The 20,602-nt window shown below is 69.7% G+C and carries 21 protein-coding genes; 18 read left to right on the plus strand and 3 right to left on the minus strand.

Translation table 11 applies throughout. The annotated features are described in order from the left end of the window. Positions 1–3 precede the first annotated feature (3 nt). From ybeY to MHN84_RS19985, 7 genes are read left to right on the plus strand one after another with little or no spacing between them, the layout of a single operon-like run. Entirely contained in the window at positions 4–558 is a 555-nt protein-coding gene (gene ybeY / locus MHN84_RS19955; protein ID WP_241206234.1) for an rRNA maturation RNase YbeY, read from the plus strand. Then, the gene (locus tag MHN84_RS19960) at positions 555–1,859 is read left to right on the plus strand and encodes a hemolysin family protein (protein WP_241206235.1); all 1,305 of its coding nucleotides are present in this window, start codon (positions 555–557) and stop codon (positions 1,857–1,859) included. Before ybeY ends, MHN84_RS19960 begins: the two co-directional genes overlap by 4 nt. Then, positions 1,849–2,169 (plus strand): cytidine deaminase, encoded by a 321-nt coding sequence (locus MHN84_RS19965; protein ID WP_241206236.1) that lies wholly within the window; start codon positions 1,849–1,851, stop codon positions 2,167–2,169. The genes MHN84_RS19960 and MHN84_RS19965 overlap by 11 nt, the downstream gene beginning before the upstream one ends. Beyond that, positions 2,166–3,077, plus strand: a complete 912-nt coding sequence (gene era, locus MHN84_RS19970) for a GTPase Era (protein WP_241206237.1) — start codon at positions 2,166–2,168, stop codon at positions 3,075–3,077. Before MHN84_RS19965 ends, era begins: the two co-directional genes overlap by 4 nt. 36 nt (positions 3,078–3,113) lie before the next feature. Then, entirely contained in the window at positions 3,114–3,803 is a 690-nt protein-coding gene (locus MHN84_RS19975) for a TetR/AcrR family transcriptional regulator (RefSeq protein ID WP_241206238.1), read from the plus strand. A 50-nt stretch (positions 3,804–3,853) separates the two neighbouring features. Continuing rightward, positions 3,854–5,449: a gamma-glutamyltransferase family protein gene (locus MHN84_RS19980; RefSeq protein ID WP_241206239.1), complete on the plus strand. Its 1,596-nt coding sequence runs from the start codon at positions 3,854–3,856 to the stop codon at positions 5,447–5,449. Continuing rightward, positions 5,446–6,111: a YoaK family protein gene (locus MHN84_RS19985; RefSeq protein WP_241206240.1), complete on the plus strand. Its 666-nt coding sequence runs from the start codon at positions 5,446–5,448 to the stop codon at positions 6,109–6,111. The genes MHN84_RS19980 and MHN84_RS19985 overlap by 4 nt, the downstream gene beginning before the upstream one ends. Before the next feature lie 13 nt (positions 6,112–6,124). Here the strand turns inward: MHN84_RS19985 and MHN84_RS19990 are convergent, their stop codons facing one another. Both MHN84_RS19990 and MHN84_RS19995 read right to left on the minus strand, forming a co-directional pair. Next, a complete protein-coding gene (locus MHN84_RS19990; protein WP_374238393.1) occupies positions 6,125–6,610 on the minus strand; it encodes a CAP domain-containing protein in 486 nt (161 codons plus the stop codon). Between the two features lie 11 nt (positions 6,611–6,621). Continuing rightward, a complete protein-coding gene (locus MHN84_RS19995; RefSeq protein ID WP_241206241.1) occupies positions 6,622–8,121 on the minus strand; it encodes an amidase in 1,500 nt (499 codons plus the stop codon). A 63-nt stretch (positions 8,122–8,184) separates the two neighbouring features. Between MHN84_RS19995 and recO the strand changes: the two genes are divergently transcribed. The 4 genes from recO to MHN84_RS20015 are packed head-to-tail and all read left to right on the plus strand — an operon-like array spanning position 8,185 to position 10,456. Continuing rightward, complete coding sequence (gene recO / locus MHN84_RS20000; protein WP_241206242.1) at positions 8,185–9,021, plus strand: DNA repair protein RecO; 837 nt, start codon at positions 8,185–8,187, stop codon at positions 9,019–9,021. Next, positions 8,954–9,850 (plus strand): decaprenyl diphosphate synthase, encoded by an 897-nt coding sequence (locus tag MHN84_RS20005; protein WP_241206243.1) that lies wholly within the window; start codon positions 8,954–8,956, stop codon positions 9,848–9,850. The genes recO and MHN84_RS20005 overlap by 68 nt, the downstream gene beginning before the upstream one ends. Next, positions 9,850–10,260 carry a hypothetical protein gene (locus MHN84_RS20010; protein WP_241206244.1) on the plus strand — a complete coding sequence of 137 codons (411 nt, stop codon included), beginning with the start codon at positions 9,850–9,852 and terminating at the stop codon, positions 10,258–10,260. Before MHN84_RS20005 ends, MHN84_RS20010 begins: the two co-directional genes overlap by 1 nt. Beyond that, positions 10,235–10,456, plus strand: a complete 222-nt coding sequence (locus MHN84_RS20015) for a hypothetical protein (RefSeq protein ID WP_255730671.1) — start codon at positions 10,235–10,237, stop codon at positions 10,454–10,456. Before MHN84_RS20010 ends, MHN84_RS20015 begins: the two co-directional genes overlap by 26 nt. 21 nt (positions 10,457–10,477) lie before the next feature. On the opposite strand, the gene MHN84_RS20020 is transcribed toward MHN84_RS20015, so the two are convergent. Continuing rightward, a complete protein-coding gene (locus MHN84_RS20020) occupies positions 10,478–11,725 on the minus strand; it encodes a glycosyltransferase family 4 protein (protein ID WP_241206246.1) in 1,248 nt (415 codons plus the stop codon). 193 nt (positions 11,726–11,918) lie between these two features. Between MHN84_RS20020 and MHN84_RS20025 the strand changes: the two genes are divergently transcribed. Genes MHN84_RS20025 through MHN84_RS20055 form a run of 7 tightly spaced genes read left to right on the plus strand, consistent with a single transcriptional unit; the run spans position 11,919 to position 20,511 of the window. After that, on the plus strand, positions 11,919–13,391 hold the full coding sequence (locus MHN84_RS20025) for a lipopolysaccharide biosynthesis protein (protein WP_241206247.1): 1,473 nt from the start codon (positions 11,919–11,921) through the stop codon (positions 13,389–13,391). Continuing rightward, a complete protein-coding gene (locus MHN84_RS20030) occupies positions 13,388–14,038 on the plus strand; it encodes a hypothetical protein (protein WP_241206248.1) in 651 nt (216 codons plus the stop codon). The genes MHN84_RS20025 and MHN84_RS20030 overlap by 4 nt, the downstream gene beginning before the upstream one ends. After that, a complete protein-coding gene (locus tag MHN84_RS20035; RefSeq protein WP_241206249.1) occupies positions 14,035–16,029 on the plus strand; it encodes an O-antigen ligase in 1,995 nt (664 codons plus the stop codon). The genes MHN84_RS20030 and MHN84_RS20035 overlap by 4 nt, the downstream gene beginning before the upstream one ends. After that, positions 16,026–17,207 carry a glycosyltransferase family 4 protein gene (locus MHN84_RS20040; RefSeq protein WP_308192968.1) on the plus strand — a complete coding sequence of 394 codons (1,182 nt, stop codon included), beginning with the start codon at positions 16,026–16,028 and terminating at the stop codon, positions 17,205–17,207. The genes MHN84_RS20035 and MHN84_RS20040 overlap by 4 nt, the downstream gene beginning before the upstream one ends. Positions 17,208–17,216: 9 nt before the next feature. Then, a complete protein-coding gene (locus MHN84_RS20045) occupies positions 17,217–18,137 on the plus strand; it encodes a hypothetical protein (RefSeq protein WP_241206250.1) in 921 nt (306 codons plus the stop codon). Further along, positions 18,110–19,282 carry a glycosyltransferase gene (locus tag MHN84_RS20050; protein WP_308192969.1) on the plus strand — a complete coding sequence of 391 codons (1,173 nt, stop codon included), beginning with the start codon at positions 18,110–18,112 and terminating at the stop codon, positions 19,280–19,282. The genes MHN84_RS20045 and MHN84_RS20050 overlap by 28 nt, the downstream gene beginning before the upstream one ends. After that, positions 19,279–20,511, plus strand: coding sequence for a glycosyltransferase (locus MHN84_RS20055; RefSeq protein WP_241206251.1), 1,233 nt, complete (start codon positions 19,279–19,281; stop codon positions 20,509–20,511). Before MHN84_RS20050 ends, MHN84_RS20055 begins: the two co-directional genes overlap by 4 nt. Positions 20,512–20,602: the final 91 nt, after the last annotated feature.

Genomic DNA, 20,602 nt, shown 5'->3' on the forward strand with positions numbered 1-20,602 from the left:
CCCATGACCATCGAGGTGTCCAACGAGTCGGGCATCGACGTCTCCGAAACCGAACTTGTGAGCGTCGCGCGCTTCGTGATCCGCAAGATGGACGTCAACCCGGCTGCGGAACTGTCCATGGTGCTGCTGGATTCGGCGGCCATGGCCGATCTGCACATGCGCTGGATGGATCTGCCCGGCCCCACCGACGTGATGAGTTTCCCGATGGACGAGCTCGAGCCGGGTGGGCGCCCCGACGCCCCCGAGCCGGGCCCCGAGATGCTCGGCGACATCGTGTTGTGCCCGGAGTTCGCCGCGACCCAGGCAGCCGATGCGGGCCACACCCTCGGTCAGGAGTTGGCGCTGCTCACCGTGCACGGAGTGCTGCATCTCTTGGGTTACGACCACGCCGAACCGGACGAGGAAAAAGAGATGTTCGCGCTGCAGCGTCAGCTGCTCGAGGAGTGGGTGGCCGAGCAGGTGGAGGCCTACCACCAAGACCGGCAGAGTGAGAAGGACCGCCGGTTGCTCGACGAGTCGCGATACTTCAACGAATCCCACCTCGGCGACACTCCGTGACCGGGCTGGGCCAGCTCGTCGGGGCGATTCTGCTGATTGCCGCCGCGGGCCTGTTCGCCGCGATCGACGCCGCGGTCAGCACCGTGTCGATGGCGCGGGTCGAGGAGTTGGTTCGCGACGAACGACCCGGTTCGGTGCGATTGCTGCAGCTGATGGCCGACCGGCCGCGGTACATCAATCTCGTTGTGCTGCTCCGCATTGCGTGTGAGGTGAGTGCGACGGTGCTGTTGGCCGCCTACCTCGACGACTTCTTGGGCGTCAGCGGCGGCCTGATGACCGCTGCGGCGATCATGACGGTGATCAGCTTCGTCGCCATCGGCGTGGGTCCGCGCACCGTCGGCAGGCAGAACGCGTACACGATCGCATTGGTCTCGGCGCTGCCGCTGCAGGGCATCTCGGTGGTACTCACCCCGGTGAGCCGGCTGCTGGTCCTGCTGGGTAACGCGCTGACACCGGGCCGCGGCTTCCGCAACGGACCGTTCTCCTCGGAGATCGAGTTGCGTGAGGTGGTCGACCTCGCCCAGCAGCGGGGTGTGGTGGCCGACGACGAACGCCGGATGATCCAGTCGGTGTTCGAACTCGGGGACACCCCGGCGCGCGAGGTGATGGTGCCGCGTACCGAGATGGTGTGGATCGAGTCGGACAAAACGGCCGGTCAAGCGACGTCGTTGGCGGTACGCAGCGGGCATTCCCGAATCCCGGTGATCGGCGAGAACGTCGACGACATCGTCGGCGTGGTCTACCTCAAAGACCTTGTGCAACGGACGTACTCGTCGCGCAACGGCGGCCGGGACACCTCGGTGGCCGAGGTGATGCGCAAACCGGCGTTCGTGCCCGATTCCAAGCCCCTTGATGCGCTGCTGCGCGAGATGCAGCTCGACCGTGTGCACATGGTGCTGCTGGTCGACGAGTACGGCGCCATCGCCGGCCTGGTCACGATCGAGGACGTGCTGGAGGAGATCGTCGGCGAGATCGCCGACGAGTACGACGTCGACGAGGTCGCGCCCGTCGAGGACCTCGGCGAGCGGCAGTACCGGGTATCGGCGCGACTGCCCATCGAGGACCTCGGCGAGCTCTACGATCTCGAGTTGTCCGAGGACCTCGACGTCGACACGGTCGGTGGGTTGCTGGCTCTGGAGCTGGGCCGGGTTCCGCTGCCCGGCGCCGAGATCACCTGGGACGGCCTGCTGTTGCGTGCCGAAGGCGGCCCGGACCCGCGGGGACGGGTGCGGGTCGGCACCGTGCTCGTCCGTCCCGTCGACCCCGAACCCGAGGACACGGAGGACAGCGATGGTGAGTGAGCTCGATGCCGAGGACGCCAAGCTCGTGGTGCTCGCCCGCGGTGCGATGGCACGTGCCGAGGCCACCACCGGCGCCGCGGTGCGCGATGCCGACGGCCGCACCTACGCCGGCGCGCCCGTGGGGTTGGCATCATTGGAGTTGACGGCGCTTCAGGCAGCTGTCGCGGCCGCGGTGTCCAGCGGTGCGACCGGTCTGGAGGCCGCGGTGCTGACCGGAGGTGACGCCGACGATCCGGGAGTGGCCGCGGTGCGTGAACTGAGCGCCGACGCCGCGATCATCGTCACCGATCGGGCCGGAAACCCGCAGTGACCGACGAATTCCGATCAGGCTTCGCATGTTTCGTCGGCAGGCCGAACACCGGCAAGTCGACACTGACCAATGCGCTGGTCGGCGCCAAGGTGGCCATCACGTCCAACCGGCCGCAGACGACCCGGCACACGATCCGCGGGATCGTGCACCGGGACAGCTTCCAGATCGTGCTCGTCGACACCCCGGGACTGCACCGGCCCCGCACCCTGCTGGGGCAGCGGCTCAACGATCTGGTCAAGGACACCTACTCCGAGGTCGACGTCATCGGCCTCTGCATCCCGGCTGACGAGAAGATCGGTCCCGGTGACCGGTTCATCTACGAGCAGATCCGCGCGGTGGCGCCCAAGACCACGTTGATCGCGATCGTCACGAAGATCGACAAGGTCGGCAAAGACGCTGTGGCGCAACAGCTCGTGGCGGTCAGTGAGCTCGTCGGGCCCGACGCCGACATCGTGCCCGTCTCGGCGACCAAAGCCGAGCAACTCGACGTGCTGACCGATGTGATCGTCTCGCATCTGCCGCCGGGCCCGGCCTTCTACCCCGACGGGGAGCTCACCGATGAGCCCGAAGAGGTGCTGATGGCCGAGCTGATCCGCGAGGCGGCGCTCGAAGGGGTGCGTGATGAATTGCCGCATTCGCTGGCTGTCGTCATCGATGAGGTCGAGGAACGGGAGAGTCGTGACGATCAGCCGCCGCTGATCGCGGTGCACGCGATCCTCTACGTCGAGCGGGATTCCCAGAAGGGCATCGTGATCGGCAAGGGCGGCGCCCGGTTGCGCGAGGTCGGCACGGCGGCGCGCACGCAGATCGAGAAACTGCTCGGCACCAAGGTGTACCTCGATCTGCGGGTCAAGATCGCCAAGAACTGGCAGCGGGATCCGAAACAGCTGGGGCGGCTGGGGTTCTGACCGGGTCGTCCACTCGGGTTGTGTCAGAGTGGTTCGGTGACGTACGGGCAGGGGTGGCAGCCGCCGGCGGTGGACTGGTCGTCAACGCGGGGGCGCATTCTGCTGGCGGCGTCTGTGTTGTTCGCCCAGCGCGGATATTTCGGCACGTCGACCCGTGACATCGCCGAGGCCGTGCAGATCCGGCAGCCGTCGTTGTTCCACCATTTCGGGGCGAAGCACGAGATCTTCCGCACGCTGGTCGAACTCGATCTCGGCCCGTCCATCGCGCGGATGGACCGGCGGCTTGCGGAGACGTCGAGCTGGGCCGAGAAGCTCCACCTGGCCATCGCCTGCGACGTCAGGGAGATCCTCGCGCAGCCGTTCGACGCACGGGGTCTGTATCAGGACGCGGTGCTGGCGCTCGACGAGTTCGCGGCAGAGCGGCACGGCATCGAGATCTTCCACCGGCAGATCGAGCGCGTGGTCACCGGCGGTAGGCGTGCGGGGGAGTTCGCGGCCTTCGAGCCGTCGTTCGTGGTGCGTGCCGCCAACGGTGTGCTGTTCGAGACGTTGCGGGAACAGGGGGGTCCGGCGGGCCCGGTGCGCCGGCAGCGCCCGATCCAGGCTGCCGACTTCGTGGTGCGCTCGCTGTTGACCGACCAGGACCGCCTGGCCGACATCCGTGCCGTGACCCGGCGCCGTCTGAAGACATCGGCCGCCACACGCGCCCTATCCTCCGATAGGTAGCACGGGCGGGTCGACCCGGCACCCCGAGATGCGACAGGGAGGAGTGCTGCGTGCCCACGCCCAGCGGTCACACATCGTCGACCGGTGCCGTCGCCACGCCGCACCGGCTGGCCACCGACGCCGCCGCCGAGGTCTACCGCCACGGTGGAACCGCCGTCGACGCGGCGATCGCGGCCGCTGCGGTCCTCACCGTCGTCTACCCGCACAACGTCGCTCTCGGTGGCGATCTCGTCGCGTTGGTGCGCAGCCCCGACGGCGCCGTCACCTGTGTCAATGCCTCGGGGTGGGCCGGCGCCGCGGCCGACCCGGTCGCGATGCGCGCCGTGCACGGGGACACGTTGCCGGACCGCGGGGTCGACACGGTGACGGTGCCTGGTGGGGTGCGCGGATGGGAAGCGTTGTGGCGCTTCGGCAGCCGTCTGCGCTGGAGCAGATTACTCGAACCTGCCGAACGCATCGCCCGCAGCGGGGTGCCCGTGGCCCCGTCGGTCGCTGCTCACCTCGACGATGCCGAGAACGCCGATCTGGCGGGCATCGTCGACTTCGACATCGTGTTCCGCCCGGGCGGCCGGACGTTGAGAGAGGGCGAGATCTTCCGCCAGCGGGCGTTGGCCGACACGTTCACCGCCCTGCGGTTCGGCGGGCCCGACGAGTTCTACACCGGCACGCTGGGGCAGCGCACGGTCGCTTACCTGCGCTCGCGCGGCTCGGTGCTGCAGGCCGCGGATTTCGCCGAGTTCGCCGCCGAGGTCACCGAGCCGCTGTCGGTGCACTTCCGCGGCCTCACCGTGTACACCAGCCCACCCAACACGCACGGCTTCGTGATGGTGCGGGCCTTGCGGGCTCTCGACGCGCTCGGTGTCGGGCAACCGCTGGGCGACGACCTGCCGACACTGATGCAGATCTTCGGTCACGCGAACCAGCTGCGGACCGCCCACCTGGCCGACCCGCGACACGCCGATGTGGACGTCGCCGCACTCGTCGACGGTGACGTGGGTGCGCGTGCGACGCTCGCGCACACCCGGGACATGACGGGTCCGTTGCCCGCCGGCGACACCGTGGGGGTGGCCACCGCCGACGGGCAGGGCTTCGCCGTGTCGTTGATCCAGAGCGTCTATCACGCCTTCGGCTCGGGCCTGATCGATCCGCAGACAGGCATCCTGTTCCACAACCGCGGAACCAGTTTCGACCTCACGCCCGCGTCGCCGAACGTGCTGGCTCCGCGCAAGCGGCCGCGCCACACGTTGATGCCCGCGCTGACCACCGAGGACGGTAGGCTCCGGCACGTGCTGGCCACGATGGGCGGGCAGGGCCAACCGCAGATCCTCACCGAGATCCTGCTGCGGATGCTCGACGGAGCGGCCCCGGCCGACGCGGTGGCGGCCCCCCGTGCGATCGTCGGTCGCCAGACCCGTCTCGCCGGTGCCGACACGATCTCGGTCGAGGACGGCGTCGATGGCCCGGCCCGCGCGGCGCTGGCGCGCTCGGGCCTCGACGTGGTCGAGCTCCCCGGCCACAGTGAGTCGTGCGGTCAGGCGAATGTCGTTGCCGCGCAGGCAGACGGCTCGCTGGTGGCGGCGACTGACCCCCGCGCGGACGGTTCGGCGGCCGTCGTGCACCACGTGCGTCTTCCGGCCCGCCCGTGATCGGTCAGCTGCGGGTCGGCCTGATGCTGACCCTGACCGCCGTGACGGGCGCGCTCGACGCGGTGGGCTACCTGAGCCTGGACCGGGTGTTCACCGGGAACATGACCGGCAACGTGGTGATCCTGGGCATGGGCATCGCCTCGGAGGAGGGTCTGCCGGTGGCAGGCCCGCTGATCGCGCTGGGTGGCTTCACCGTCGGCGCGGCGGTGGCCGGCCTGCTCACCCGGGGCCGGACCGCCGGCTGGAACCGCGTCGTCACCCTGACGCTGTGGACCAACGCCGTGGTCCTCGCCGCGGTGGCGACGGTGTTGACAGTCGTCGCTCCGACCGGTCGATCGGCGGGCGGAATCGCCTGCGCCACAACGCTTGCTGTCGTGATGGGCATGCAGGCCGCGATCGCGCGGTTCCTCGCCGTGCCGGACATGACCACCGTCGTCGTCACGTCGACCATCACCTCGTTCGCCGGGGAGACGCTGCTCGCGGGCGGCCTGGGGTGGATGGCCCACCGACGGCTGTGGGCGGTGGTGCTGATCTTCGCCGGCGCGCTGGCGGGAGCGCTGCTGACCAAGCTGGGGGTCGGGGTGCCGGTCTACGCGGCGGCGGCAGTGGTGCTCGTCTGCGCGATGACGGGGCACCGATACTGGAATCGGCTGCCCGCGTGAGCGCGTCGAGCGCTCAGCCCGGTTGCCCGTAGACCGCGACCACCACGGTGCGGTCGAGGCTGTTCTCCGACCACACACCGATCTGGGTGTTGGCGCAGTTGCTCATGATCGCCATGTAGTCGGGGCGGTAGTACCACTGGTTGAGGATCTCGATCCCGCTGATCGCCAGCGCGGGGTTGATCGCGACGGTCTCGGCGACCGTCCCGACGAAGCCCGCCCGGTTGGCGCGGTCCTGTGCGGTCGAGCCGTCGGAGCCGATGTCGCCGTCGAGCGCACGGTTGTTGAGGACGTCGTTGGCATGCCACTGGGCGGCCAGCCGCAGCTGCGGGTTGATCGCGATGTCGGTGCCGCAGCCGTGTTGCTTCTGGATCGTGTACACGTTGACCACGACGCTCTCGTTGAGGCGCTTGTTGTCGGCGTGCGCAGCCGGCAGCGCGGTGCCCACGGCGCCCAGGAGCAGCGCCGTCGGCAGCGCACAAGCGATCCTGGTGGCGGTCACAGCCGGTGAGATTACGCGACCCCGACGGTCACCGAAGCCGGTGCGGGAAGATTCGTCGACGGCTCGGCCGCCAGCCGGGTGTCCCACCAGTTGTCGGGTTGAGCCGTGGCCCACCCGTTGATCGCCTCCAGCGCGGCGGCCAGTGACACCAGCAACGGTTCGCTGTTCGCCGGACCCATCAGCTGCACGCCGATCGGCAGCCCGTCTGAGGTGAACCCCGCAGGCACGTTGATCGACGGCCAGCCCAGCAGGTTCCACGGCCAGGTGGCGGGACAGGCGCGGATCATCGCCCGGTCGGTGGCCAGCCCGCTCAGGCCGTCGAACGCGTCGACCCGCGGCGGTGGAAGCGCGGTGGTCGGGGCGAGCACCACGTCGGCGAGGTTGAAGATCCAGCCGACCCGCTGCCGGGTGACCGCCTCGTGGGCTCGGGCCTTACGCAGGATGTGCTCGCTGAGCACCCGGCCGGTCAGCGCGTTGGCGCGCGTGCGCGGATCCCAGCGCGGGCCCGGCCCCAGCCGATCCATCCACTGCGGAATGCCCGCGGTGGAGCGCGCCAGGAAGTTCCACGACATGCGCAGGTGGTAATCGGGGTCTGCGGCGATGATCGTGTGGCCGAGGTCTTCGAGTTGGTGCGCGACCGACTCCATCGCCGCGCGGATCTCGGGGTGCAGGGTGGCCCGGAAAACCGAGTACGGGAACTTGGTCGACAGCGCGACGCGCAGCGGTCCGGGGGCCCGCGACACGTGGTCGGACACCGTCACCGGCGGCGGGGTGTGCAGGTCGCCGGGGGCGTTGCCCGACGCCGCGTCCAGCACCAGCGCGGCGTCGCCGACCGTGCGGGCCAGCACGCCGTTGACGGTGATGCCGTTGAACGCCTCGGCCAGCGGTGACGTGGAGATCCGTCCGCGCTGGGGTTTGATGCCGACCAGGTGGGTCCAGGCCGCGGGGATGCGCACACTGCCCGCCCCGTCCGAGCCGATCGCGGCGGCCACCAGCCCGGCTGCGACGGCCGCCGCGCTGCCGCCGGAGGAACCGCCCGGCGTGTGCTCGCGCGACCACGGATTGCGCGTGTGCCCGAACGCCGGGCCGCTGGTGAACGGCCACTGACCCAGTTCGCAGGTGTTCGTCTTGCCGACGATCACCGCGCCGGCCGCCCGCAGCCGGCGGACCACCTCCGCGTCGGCGGTGGCCTCGGGCACCTCGCCGTCGGCGCCGAACCGGGTCGGCACGCCCGCGACGTCCACGTCGTCCTTGACCGCGATCGGGATGCCGAGCAGGGGGAGGGTCGAATGGTCTTGTCCCGCAGCGCGTTTACGGTCAGCGGCGGCGGCCTCGGCGAGCGCGGACTCGCGCAGCACCACCCGGAAGGCGTTCAGCGTCGGCTGGCTCGCCTCGATCGCGTCGAGGGAGCGCCGTACCAGCTCGACCGAGGTCACGCTGCCGCTGGCAAGGGCGAAGAGCTGGTTGCCGAGAGTGGGAAACCGAGTACCGGAGGCGGGAGAGACGACCATCACCGACAAGAGTATCGGCGCTGCGAACCCGATATCCATCCCGATCAATGGAAGACTGGACGGATGCGTCTGTATCGGGACCGAGCGGTGGTGCTCCGTCAGCACAAGCTCGGGGAAGCCGATCGCATCGTCACCCTGCTCACCCGCGATCACGGGTTGGTCCGCGCGGTGGCCAAAGGGGTGCGGCGCACCCGCAGCAAGTTCGGGGCGCGGCTGGAACCGTTCGCGCACATCGACGTTCAGCTCTACCCCGGCCGCAACCTCGACATCGTCACCCAGGTCCAGGCGATCGACGCGTTCGCCTCCGACATCGTCAGCGACTACGGCCGCTACACGTGTGCCTGCGCGATGCTCGAGACCGCGGAGCGGATCGCCGGGGAGGAGCACGCGCCGGTGCCCGCTCTGCACCGGCTCACCGTCGCCGCGCTGCGCGCGGTGGCCGACGGTGCCCGACCACGGGAACTCGTGCTCGACGCCTATCTCCTGCGCGCGATGGGGGTCGCCGGGTGGGCGCCCGCGCTGACCGAATGCGCCCGGTGCGCCACGCCGGGCCCGCACCGGGCCTTCCACGTCGCCGCCGGCGGCAGCGTGTGCGTGCACTGCCGGCCGTCGGGCTCGGTCACCCCGCCCCAGGGTGTGCTGGATCTGATGGCCGCGCTCTACGAGGGCGACTGGGAGCACGCGCAGACCTCCGTCGCGGCGCACCGCAGCCAGGCCAGCGGATTGGTGGCCGCGCACCTGCAGTGGCATCTGGAGCGCCAGTTGCGGACGTTGCCCCTCGTGGAGCGGGTGGATCGGAAGACCGGGCAGACCATCAGGCAGGATGTGGCGCATGGCAACGGAACGGACCGGGAGGCGGAAGGGCAAGAACAGCTACCCACAGCTGCCCCCGGCGCCTGAGGACTATCCGACGTTCCCGGACAAGTCCACCTGGCCGGTGGTCTTCCCCGAGTTGCCGCCCCGCACCAACGGCAAGTTCGCCCGGCCTCCGCAGCACACGTCCAAGGAGGCCGCCCCGCAGATCCCCGCCGACCAGGTACCGCAGCACGTCGCGGTCGTGATGGACGGCAACGGCCGGTGGGCCACCCAGCGCGGACTGGGCCGCACCGAGGGGCACAAGATGGGTGAGGCGGTGCTCATCGACATCACCTGCGGGGCGATCGAGCTGGGCATCAAACACCTGACGGTCTACGCGTTCTCCACCGAGAACTGGAAGCGCAGCACCGAAGAGGTGCGGTTCCTGATGGGTTTCAACCGCGAGGTGGTGCGGCGGCGCCGGGAGAACCTCAACGACATGGGCGTGCGGATGCGCTGGGTCGGTTCGCGGCCCCGGATGTGGCGCAGCGTCATCAAGGAGTTCGACATCGCCGAGGAGATGACCGTCGACAACGACGTCATCACGATCAACTACTGCGTCAACTACGGCGGGCGCACCGAGATCGTCGAAGCCGCCCGGCAACTGGCCCAGGAGGCCGTCGACGGCAAGATCACCCCGAGCCGCATCACCGAGGCCGGCTTCGCCAAGCATCTGCACCGGGCCGACATCCCCGACGTCGACCTGTTCATCCGGACCTCGGGGGAGCAGCGGGCCAGCAACTTCCTGCTGTGGCAGGCCGCCTACGCCGAATACGTGTTCCAGGACAAGCTGTGGCCGGACTACGACCGCCGCGATCTGTGGGCGGCGTGTGAGGAGTACGTCTCGCGCAACCGCCGCTTCGGACGGGCCTGATGGAACTCGGCGAGCGGCTCCCGCTGGTGTTGGCCGAGGTCGTGGCGGTGCAGCACGAGGACGACGGGGCGATCACGGTGCCGCACGAGCAGACGTTCGCGTCGCTTCGGGTGGTGACGATCGCCGAGGATCTCGAGCTGGTGTCGTTGACGCAGGTGCTGGCCTGGGACTTGCCGCTGACCGCCGCGGTGCGCGCCGAGGTGGCCAAGCACGCCCAGGACACGCTGCTCGGGACCGTGTCGCTGGTCGAGAAGATCGGCGCCAAAGGCGGCGGAGGCGCACGCAAGACCGGGGATGTGCTCCTGCGCTACAACTTCCCGGCGGCCGGGTTGACCGACGACGCGCTGCGCACGCTGATCCTGATGGTGTTGGCCACCGGCGCCGATGTCCGGCGCGCGCTCGTGGCCTAGTGTCGCCTGTGTGCGCATCGTCCTGATTTTCGTCGGCATCGTGGTCGCGCTGTTCGGGGCGCTGTTCACCCTGCAGGGTGTCGGCGTGGTCGGTGGCAGCCCGATGAGCAACACCACCACGTGGTCGGTGCTCGGCCCGATCATCGCGATCGTCGGGATCGGCGTCGCGGTCCTCGGTTGGCGCAGGAGGGGTTAGCTGCCGGCCGCCGGATTCGCTCTAGAACACCTCGTCGTAGGCGCGGAACACGGCCTCGCGGGAGTACGTCGTCGCGAAGTGCTCCCGCGCCTCGCGGGAGCACCGCCGGTTCTCGTCGACCGGCACCAGTGCGCACAGCGCGTCGGCCATCGCTCGTGGCTCGTCGGCGACGACGATTCCCGTACCCGGGCCACTGGCGATCCCTTCGGCGCCGATCGTGGTGGAGACGACCGGTAGCGCGCGGCTGAGCGCTTCGAAGACCTTGAGTTTGATCCCTGACCCGAACCGAAGCGGGTTGACCAGCGCTGTGGCGCTGTCGAGGGCATCGCCGAGATCGGGCACGTAGCCGTCGACGCTGACGGTGTCCGGGTAGCGCCGAGCCAGGGTCAGCAATCGGTCGGACACATCCCGGCCGATCACCCTCAGACGAGCGTCGGGGAAGCGGGCCAGCACGAGCGGCCAGACCGTGGTCAGGAACGAATACACGCCGTCTTCGTTGTGGGGAAGCGACAGCAGGCCGAGGAACACGAACGCAGGCGCGCCCGCGTAGGTCCTCGTCGTCACCGACGCGGTGCGTACCAGCGGCGGTACGGACCAGATACGGCTCGCGGCGACGCCGGTGCGCTGCTGCAACGACCGAGCTTCGTCGGCGTTGACCAGCAGACACCGCCGGAATCGGCGGGCGGTCCTGTCCTCGCTGCGGCGCACCAGGCTGCGTTCCAGACGCAACAGCGCGGTCTGACTGGCGCGCCGCGTCGCCAGGGGTCGCAACCGGGCCGGCACGTGTTCGGCGAAGTTGCCCAGCGGGCTGATCTCGACGTCGGGATAGCGCTGAGCGGCGGACAACATCCGGTCGTAGCGCTCGGAGAACAGGTCGTCGAGGTAACAGATCTGGCGCCCGGCGACGTCATCGGAGGCGTACTGGGCCATGCGCACGGTGTCGAACACCTGCAGTGCCGGTTGCAGATCGGCGAGCAGTGTGCGGATGGCCGCCGCGGTCTTCGCGGAGTACAGGAAGGACTCCTGCAGGCTGGCGCGGCCGAGGGCCGTGCGGCTACCGACCGCACGCAGCACGTCACGTCCGCCCGGCCCGGGCACCGAATGCACGGTGACAGCGAAGCCGTCCCCGGGCGGGGCGCCCACTTTGATGTAGTGAACCTGTTCTGCGCCGTGGCGTTCTGCGAAGTAATCGCAGAACCCGGCCAGCACGACCTTCTTGCCGGCGTCTGTCGGGTAGGGGTCCACAGCACTGATCAGCGCGACCGACACGGGAGCATCTTCACACGGAATGTTGTCCGGAGTGGCCGTTGGGGGGCACGAAGCCGGTAATCTCTCCTGCTGGATGATCGGCGCACCGCAAACACCGCGCGGATCAGGTGACGGGTACGGCGGCGTGATCAGGGGGTTTGCCACGGCTACCGAATCGACGGGTGAGCAGCCCGATGGCCACACGTCGAACGCCATGCCCGCAACCGGCCGGCAGACCCTCTGGAACTATCTGATCTTCGCGCTCAGCAAGAGCTCCACTCTGCTGATGACGATCGTCGTGGCTCGCATCCTGGGCCCGACCGAGTTCGGTGTCTTCGCGCTGGCGATCCTGGTCGTGAATCTCTTCGACTACGTCAAAGACCTCGGGGTCGCTTCGGCTCTGGTGCAGAACCGGCGCGACTGGGCAGTGCTGGCGCCCACCGGACTGACGCTGTCGGTGGTGTTCGGCGTGGTCGCCAGCGGGTTGCTGGCGGTCACCGCCGGGCCTGCCGCTGACGCGCTCGGCCAACCGGAGCTCACCGGGCTCATCCGGGTGCTCGCCATCGGCCTCGCCATCTCGGCGCTGAGCACCATCCCGGCCGCATGGCTCCGGCGCTCGATGAACTTCTCCGCCCGGCTGATGCCGGAGTTCGCCGGCGCGGCGATCAAGACCTGCCTGACCATCGGGCTCGCGGTGGCCGGGCTCGGCGTGTGGAGCCTCGCCTACGGTCAGCTCGCCGCGGCGGTCGTCATGACCCTGCTCTACTGGCGGGTCGCCCGCAGCGGCGTCGGATTCTCCTGGGACTCCGCCGTCGCGCGGGAGCTGGTCCGGTTCGGCTTGCCCGTCACCGCGGTCACGCTGCTCGCCTACGCCATCTACAACGTCGACTATCTCGCCATCGGCGAACGGTTGGGCCCCACGGCACTCGGGCTGTACACGCTGGCCTACCGCATCCCGGAACTGCTCGTGCTGAGCCTGTGCGTGGTGGTCAGCGAGGTGCTGTTCAGCGCGTTGTCGGGATTGCAGCACGACCGTCACACGCTGACCCGGCACTACCTGCAGGCGTTGACCGCGGTCTTCGCGCTCACGCTCCCGATCGGTGTCGGGCTCGCGGTGAGTGCGCGGCCGCTGGTCGCCACCCTCTACGGACCCGACTATGCGGACTCGGTGGCGATCCTGTCGGTGCTCGCGGTCTACACCGTGGTGTACTCGGCCTCTTTCCATGCCGGAGATGTGTTCAAGGCGATCGGCCGGCCGGGTCTGCTGACCATGATGAGCGCGGGCAAGCTCGCCGTGCTGGTCGGACCGATCTGGTGGGCGGCCGGTCACGACGCGACGATGGTCGCCGTCGCGTTGTTCGCCGTCGAGGTCGTGCATTTCGTGGTGCGCATGTCGGTGCTGTGCGCGCTGACCGGTGTGCGGTGGCGGGCGATCGGTGATGCGCTGGTGCGCCCGGCGGCGGCCGCGGCGCCGATGGCGGTGCTGCTGTGGGGTCTGCTGCACGGCACCGAGTCTCTCGCCGCACCGCTGCAACTCGCGATTCTCGTCGTTGCGGGCGTGACGTCCTACGTTCTGCTACTACGATTCACGGCACCGCAGCTGGTCAAGGCGGCGTACGGAACAGTCCAGCGACGGCTTTCACGCTCTGCCGGAGCACCGGGCACGACGGTGAAAGAGGGGCCATGACGAAGCGTCGACTTGTTGTCGCGGTGCTGGCGTTGATCGGCGCGGTTCTGGGGGCGCTGGTCGCGGTGCTCGCCGTCCCGGGTGCGAGTCGCTACTCGGCCAGCGCCAACGTCGCGCTGTTGCCGGCCCCAGGATTGACCACCGCCGAGGCGTCCAGCTTCTGGGAGGTGCTGACCCGGGGGCAGGTGACGCGCACGGCGGCACTGGTGTACGACGATCCGCGGTGGCTGTCGCCGGCGGCCGACGCCGCGAAGGTCCCGCGTGGCGAGCTGTCGATGACCGCGGCCGCACTGCCCGACACGACCATCTTGACCGTGACGGTGACGGGTCCCTCCGCGCAAGCCGCCGAGACCGCGCTGGGCAGTGTCCTGACCGTGGCCACCCCCGAGGCCGCGTCGTTGGCCACCCCGTTCGACGTCAAAGTGTTGTGGCCGCAGCAGAACAGCGCCTATCCCGAGCCCGCGGCGGGCCGCACGCAGGTGGCCGCGGTGGGAGCCTTCGGTGGCGCGCTGCTCGGCGCCGGCGTCGGCTGGCTTCTGCAGCGGCGGCGTCGGGGCGAGCAGCAGCCGGGGCGGCATCACGAGGGCGCTGCAGCCGGCCGTCCCGCCTTCGACGATGCGACCGACAGCGTGCCCGCCCGCTCATGACCGTGCGCGTCCGGATACGACGCGAACCCGGTGAGATCGTGCTGCTGGCGGTGGCTGCAGGTGTCGCCCTCGTCGGGGCAGCCACCCTGCTCGGCTCGCGCAGCCCGCTCATCGTGGTGGCGGCGCCGATCGGCGCGGTGGCCCTGGTCGTCGCCGCGCGGCGGCCCGTGGTGGCGCTGTGCATCATGGCGATCGTCGAGTTCACCAATCTCTCCGGTCTGCTCGCTCCCCGTAGCGGGCTTCCCGTCTTCCAGGTCTCGCTGCTGCTCGGACTGCTCTCGGTGGGATTCGCGCTGCGAGACCCTCTGTGCCGCAGTCGGATCAACGGGTGGACGCTGGTGTGCGGGGCGCTTCTGGCCACGTATCTGGCGACACAGGGGATCGCACTTCTCGGCTCGGTCGACCCCACTGCATCGGCCGCCACCCTCTACCGGCAGACCGTGGACTGTGTCTTCGTGATGATCGTGCTGCTGCTGGTGCAGCTCACGGCGCGGCCGTGGCCCGTGGCCGCCGCCATCGTGGTCACGCTCGCCGCGCTGTGCACGCTGACGATCATCAGCCAGGTCGCCACCGGTGGCACCGCCGACTTCGGTGGATTGTCCACGGTGACAACGGCGTCCGGCGAAGGCATCACCACGCTGCGATACGGCGGACCGCTGCCGGATTCCAACTTCTGGGGCAGGCATCTGGTGATGGGGCTGCCGATGGCCGCCGCGCTGATGACGCGCGCGCTGCGCCACGAGCGCCGGGCGGTGTTCGCGGGCTGGGTGCTGGCGCTGGTGCTCCTGCTGGGCGGGGTGTACCTGACCCAGTCGCGCGGCACGTTCCTCGCCGCCGGTGTCGCGATCGCCGTCTGGTTCGTGGCTGTCGAGCGGTCGGTGCGGCGCTGGGCACTGGTGTTGATCCCCCTGGGCGCGGTCGCGTTCGCGGTGCCCGGCGTCGGTGATCGGCTGCTCGTCGCCCTCGACGATCTGACCAAGGCCGAGGTGCAGAGCTCCATCGACCCGTCCGTACTGGGCCGCCTGGCCGCCCAGCAGGAAGCATGGATGATGTTCGACGAACGGCCGCTGTTCGGATTCGGGCCGGGCACGTTCAGTGGGCAGGTGATCAACTTCGCCGGCCGGGTCCCGCTGGCCGTCCGCGAGCCGGCCGCCGCGCCGCACAACCTGTATGCCGAGCTGGCGGCCGAGTCGGGCTGGACGGGTCTGCTCGGCTGGGGGGTGGTCATGGCCGGGTTCATCGGCATCGCGGTGTTGCGCATCGTCGCCGATCCGCGCAGCCGCGACCGTGTGCTGGCTGCCGCGGTGTGTGCCGCGCTGGTCGCCTGGTCCGTCGCGAGCATCGGCCTGCACATGGCCTACTTCCGCAGCTTCGGCGTGGTGCTGGCGCTCGTCGGCGGCATCGCGCCCGCCTGGCCCGTCGCCGCCGACGCCGTGCGCCGCTTCACCCGCGGTGTCGCCACCTGGGGTGCCGCAGCATTGGTGGGCGCCGCGACATGCTGGGTGTCGTTGTCGTTCACCAGCTCTACTGCGGTGACCGCGATGCAGCCGATCACCTTGGTTCCGGTCGGGCCGGTCGACGGCTGGTACTCCTATGCGTTGGACGTCCGGTCGCGCGCGGAGATGCTGCCCACGATCGCCACCGTCGTCGACGACCCGGCCTCACCGGTCGACGTCGTGGCCGACCCGGTCCGCGGGGTGCTGGCGTTCACCACCACCGCCGACACCACCGATCAGGCGCGCGACGAGATCCAGGTCGCTGCGACGGCAGCCGAGACGCGACTGCGGGATGCCATCGGCTACCAGCAGTACGCGCTGCAGCCGGTGGGCAGCATGCGCGTCACGCCCACCCGTGAGCGCTCCCTGCCTGCCACCGCGGCCTCGCTCGGCCTCGGGTTGCTCGCCGCACTCGCGGTCGCCGCTCGGCTGTCGTCGCGCCGGCGTCCCGTGTCCTCTGACCGACCGATCGAGAAGGCGGCATCGTGGGCGTGAGCAAACCGATCGTGCTCGTGGAGATGTCCCCGTCGGGCGGACTGTTCCAGTTCGCGTTCGAACTGGGCAGCGCGCTGGCGGCGCGCGGTGAGCGCGTCGAGCTGTGGACCGGACCGCGACCGGAGCTGCGATCCACGCAGCCGGCGTTCGTCGTGCGCTCCGTGTTGCCGACGTGGCATCCGGGCGACACCGGCGTGCATTCGCGGCTGTTCCTCCTCGCGCGCAGGGCTTTTCGCGCGGCGCAGTTGATCTTCGCCTGGATCGTGCTGAGCGTGCGCCTGATCGTCGCCCGACCCCGCGCGGTGCTGTGGTCGCAGTGGCGATTCGCGTTCGAACCACTCTTCGTGGTGATGCTGGCGGCTGCGCTGCGCAGCAGCGTGCTCGGGTTGATCGCCCACGAGCCGGTGCCGCGCTCTGACGCCAAGGACACCAGCACGCCGAAATCGGGCACCGTGCTCACCCGGGCGTTCCGCGCCGCATGGCAGCGCATCGATGTCGCGTTCGTGCTCGGTCCGCGCACTCGTGAGCTCGCCGTGTCGTACTGGCAGCCTCACTGTCCCGTGCTCGTCATCCCCCACGGCAACGAACCGGGCGTGCGGGGGACGGCCGTCGTGCGTCCGGTCGCCGAGACCGAGCCGGTTGCGTTGTTCTTCGGCGTCTGGTCGAAGTACAAGGGCATCGAAGTGCTTCTCGACGCCTTCGCCCTGGTCCGCAGGCGACGTCCCGACGCTCGGCTGGTGCTCGCCGGAGCCGCCGGGGCAGACATCGATGTCGAGACCGTGCTCGCACGAGCCCGGGCGCTCGGGAACGTCGACGCCCGGCCCGGTTACGTACCGATCGACGACGTGGCCGGGTTGTTCGACAGTGCCCGTGTGGTGGTGACCCCGTACATCCGGGCGACCCAGAGTGGTGTCGCGCATCTGGCGTTCACATTCGGCAGGCCCGTCGTCGCCAGCGAGATCGGCGATCTGCCCGATGTCATCGCCCACGGCGTGACCGGACTGTTGTGCCCGCCGCACGACGCCGAGGCGCTCGCATCCGCGATGGTCGAGCTGCTCGAGGATCCCGCGCTGGCAGCACAACTGGGCCAGGCGGGTGCGGACAGCGTGGCCGAGGCATGGGCGGTGGCCGCGGGCCGGGTCGCCGACGCGGTGGCCGATGCGGCCGGCGGACGCTGACGGTACCCGATGGCTCGATCCTTTCACCGGCTCGTCACCGCGTTGATCCTCGTCACGGTGGGCGGCGTGCCGTCGTGCGCGTCGAGCGACCGGCCTCCGCAGCCGTTCGCCGACACCAGCCCGTGGCGACAACCCGTCGGCCCGCAGGCACGACCCGACCCAGGTAGCGCCGCGATGATCGCCGCGGTGCAGCGTGAACCGGCGCTGCACGCCAATCTCGTCGAGTTCGGCATTCCGATCTACCAGGCAGGCGCCGACACCCCGACCCACACCGTGCCCTGCACCCGCACCGATTACGGCCTCTGTCCGTTCGCTGGGTGGCCGGTTCCCATTCCCGATGGGGCACAGCCCAACTCGGGCTCCGATGGGGTACTGGTCAGCATCTCGCAGAGCAGCGGCGTGATCTTCGAGCTCTGGCGGGCCCGCACCGAGGGCGAGGCGTGGTCGGCAGAGTTCGGGGCGGTGAACAGTCTGCACGGGTCCGGGTGGGGCGGGGCTGCGACCGGTTCCGGTGCGTCACGCCTGGGCGGGGTGGTCCGGCTGGCCGAGATCGCCGACGGCGAGATCCCACACGCACTGGCGCTGCAATCGGACAACGCCTGCCCGACGTTCCGGGCGCCGGCGCTCAAGAGCGACGGCTCCTCTACCCGTCCGGACTGCATCCCCGAAGGCGCACGGCTGCAACTCGATCCGTCGGTCGATGTGGATGCGCTGGGGTTGCGGCCCGGCGAATTGGCCGTCGCGAAGGCGATGCAGCGTTACGGTGGCTATCTGATGGATGTCGCCGACACGCCGCTGAGCGTCAGCTTCGAACTGGACCGCGAGGCGTCGGCCGGCACGGTGGGGACGACATACGCCGACGCCGGGTTCCGCTGGGACTACGACGCGATGGAGGGGGTTCCGTGGAACAGACTGAGGGTGCTGTCCTGAGGCGGGGAATCAAGGCGCTCGTCCTGATCGACGCGTTCCGGATGGGGGGTGCCGAGACCCTGCTGGCGCCGATGATCGTGGCTTCTCGCAACACCGACCTCCACATGGACGTCGCGAGTGTGTCACCGGCGGAATGGAATTCCGAGAAGACCATGGCGATTCTCGCCGACGCCGGCATAACGACGCGATCGTTGGGCATCCGCCGTCTGCTCGATCCCGTGGCGCTGCCCCGGCTGGTGCGGACGATCCGGCAGGGCGGTTATGACATCGTGCACGCGCACCTCGAGATGGCGATGACCCTGGCCGTGCCCGCCGCGGCGATCGCCCGCCGGCCCGCGGTGTGCACCTTCCACCACGTGGCCTACCCGGTCGAGGGGCGCGAAGCCGGGCGGATGCGCCTGGCGGTGGAGGCCGCGACCCGCTCGCGCCGCGCGCTCTTCGTCTCCGAGGCATCGCGCCGGTCCTTCGCCGAGGTGTACCGCCCCGGCCGGATGCCCGGCAACTGGGAGGTCATGCACAACGGCATCGATGTCTCCAATTACGCGCCGGGACAGGCCGATCCCCGGATCCGGGCGGAGCTCACAGGCAATCGCGGCGACGTCCCTCTGGTGGTTCTGCCCGCGGCGTTCCGCGAACTGAAGGCCATCCCGGTGGCGATCGCGGCGTGGCCCGCCGTCCGGCAGCGGCATCCGCGGGCGGTGCTGGCATTGGCGGGCGGCGGCGAGCAGGAACCCGAGTTGCGCCGGCTCGTGGCCGAATTGGGGCTCGAGGACGCGGTCGTGTTCGCCGGCGTACGCACGGACATGCCGGAGATCTACCGGGCGGCTGATGTGGTGCTGTTGCCGTCGACGCACGAGAATCTACCGACCGTACTGATCGAGGCGGGAGCCACCGAGCGACCCGTCGCGGCGACCCGGGTCGGCGGTATCCCCGACATCGTGATCGACGGGGAGACCGGGGTGTTGTTCGAGCCGGGCTCGCCGGAGGCGCTCGCCGCGGCTGTCGGCCGGTTGCTCGACGATCCCGAGCTGCGCCGTCGTATGGGCGCTGCCGCAGGCGAGCGGGCCCGTCGCGAGTTCTCGGCGGACGCATGGGTCGATCGGCTGCGTGCGACGTATCTGCAGGCCATGGGTGAGGGCCGGTGAGTCGCCCACTCGTCGCTTACGTGGTGTCGCGCTTCCCGGTCACCTCGGAGACGTTCATCGTGCGCGAGCTCGATGCCATCGCCCGCACGAATCGCTATGAGCTGCAGATCAGATCGCTGTTCCCGGCACCCGACAGCGCGGTGCACGACATCGCGCGACGCTGGGTGCAGCAGCTGGTGCGACCATCGACCCGCGCCGCGCTGATCGGTCTGGGCTGGGCGGTGGCCACCCGTCCGCTGCGCGTGGCCTCGGTGGTCGCAACGGTGATCGTGGGCTATTCCGCTCGCCCCCCGCTGCTGCTGCGTGCGCTGACGACGGTTCTCCTCGCATGCGCGCACGCGAGGGACCTGGCCGCGCAGAGGCGCGTAGTTCACGTTCACGCCCATTACGCGACCTATCCCGCGCTGGCCGCATGGGTGTGTCACCGGCTCGTCGGCGCGACGTACGGGTTCACCGTGCACGCCCACGATCTCTACGTCGACACGTCGATGCTGGACCGCAAGATCGCCGACGCACGCTATGTGGTCACCATCTCGCGATTCAATCGGGACCTGCTGCAACAGCACAACGCCGGGGGAACCCCGATCCACGTGATCCATGCGGGTATCGATACGGCCGCCTATCCGTTCCGGGCGCGCGGGATCCCCGCTGACGGCCCGGTGAGGGCGCTGACGGTCGCCTCACTGCAGCAGTACAAGGGTCACGCTGTGCTGCTGCAGGCGATGGCGCGGGGCGGCGGCGCTGTCGAGCGGATGACACTGGATCTGATCGGCGACGGCGTGTTGAGAGCTGAACTCGAGGCTCTCGCGGAGAGCCTGGGTCTGCAGAGGCGGGTGCGCTTTCTGGGTGGTTGCAGCGAGGACCAGGTGAGGGCGGCGTTGGCCGCCGCCGACCTGTTCGTGCTGCCGAGCATCGTGGCCGACGACGGTCAGATGGAGGGGCTGCCCGTCGCGTTGATGGAGGCGCTGGCCAGTGGGGTGCCAACCATCTCCACCGCACTCTCCGGCATCCCCGAGATCGTCGTCGACGGTGCCACCGGCATGCTGGCCGCACCCGGGGATGTCGGTGACCTCAACGCGACGCTGACCGCGATGATCGAGAGTGGGCCGGGGGCGATCGCGTTCACCGAGGCGGGCCGCGCGCTGGTGACCGGCGAGTTCGACCTGCAGTCGACCGTTGCCGCGCTGACCGGGGTGCTCGACGAGAATGTCGCGATCGCCCCGCGCTGAGCAAACAAGTTGAGCGTGTTTCGCCTGCGTCAAATTGCCTCTTGATCGTCCTCTGTAGAAGATGTGATCATCGTGCTGACGCGCCGTTCGC

This window comes from Mycobacterium sp. PSTR-4-N (assembly GCF_022348085.1).
Taxonomy (GTDB): domain Bacteria; phylum Actinomycetota; class Actinomycetes; order Mycobacteriales; family Mycobacteriaceae; genus Mycobacterium.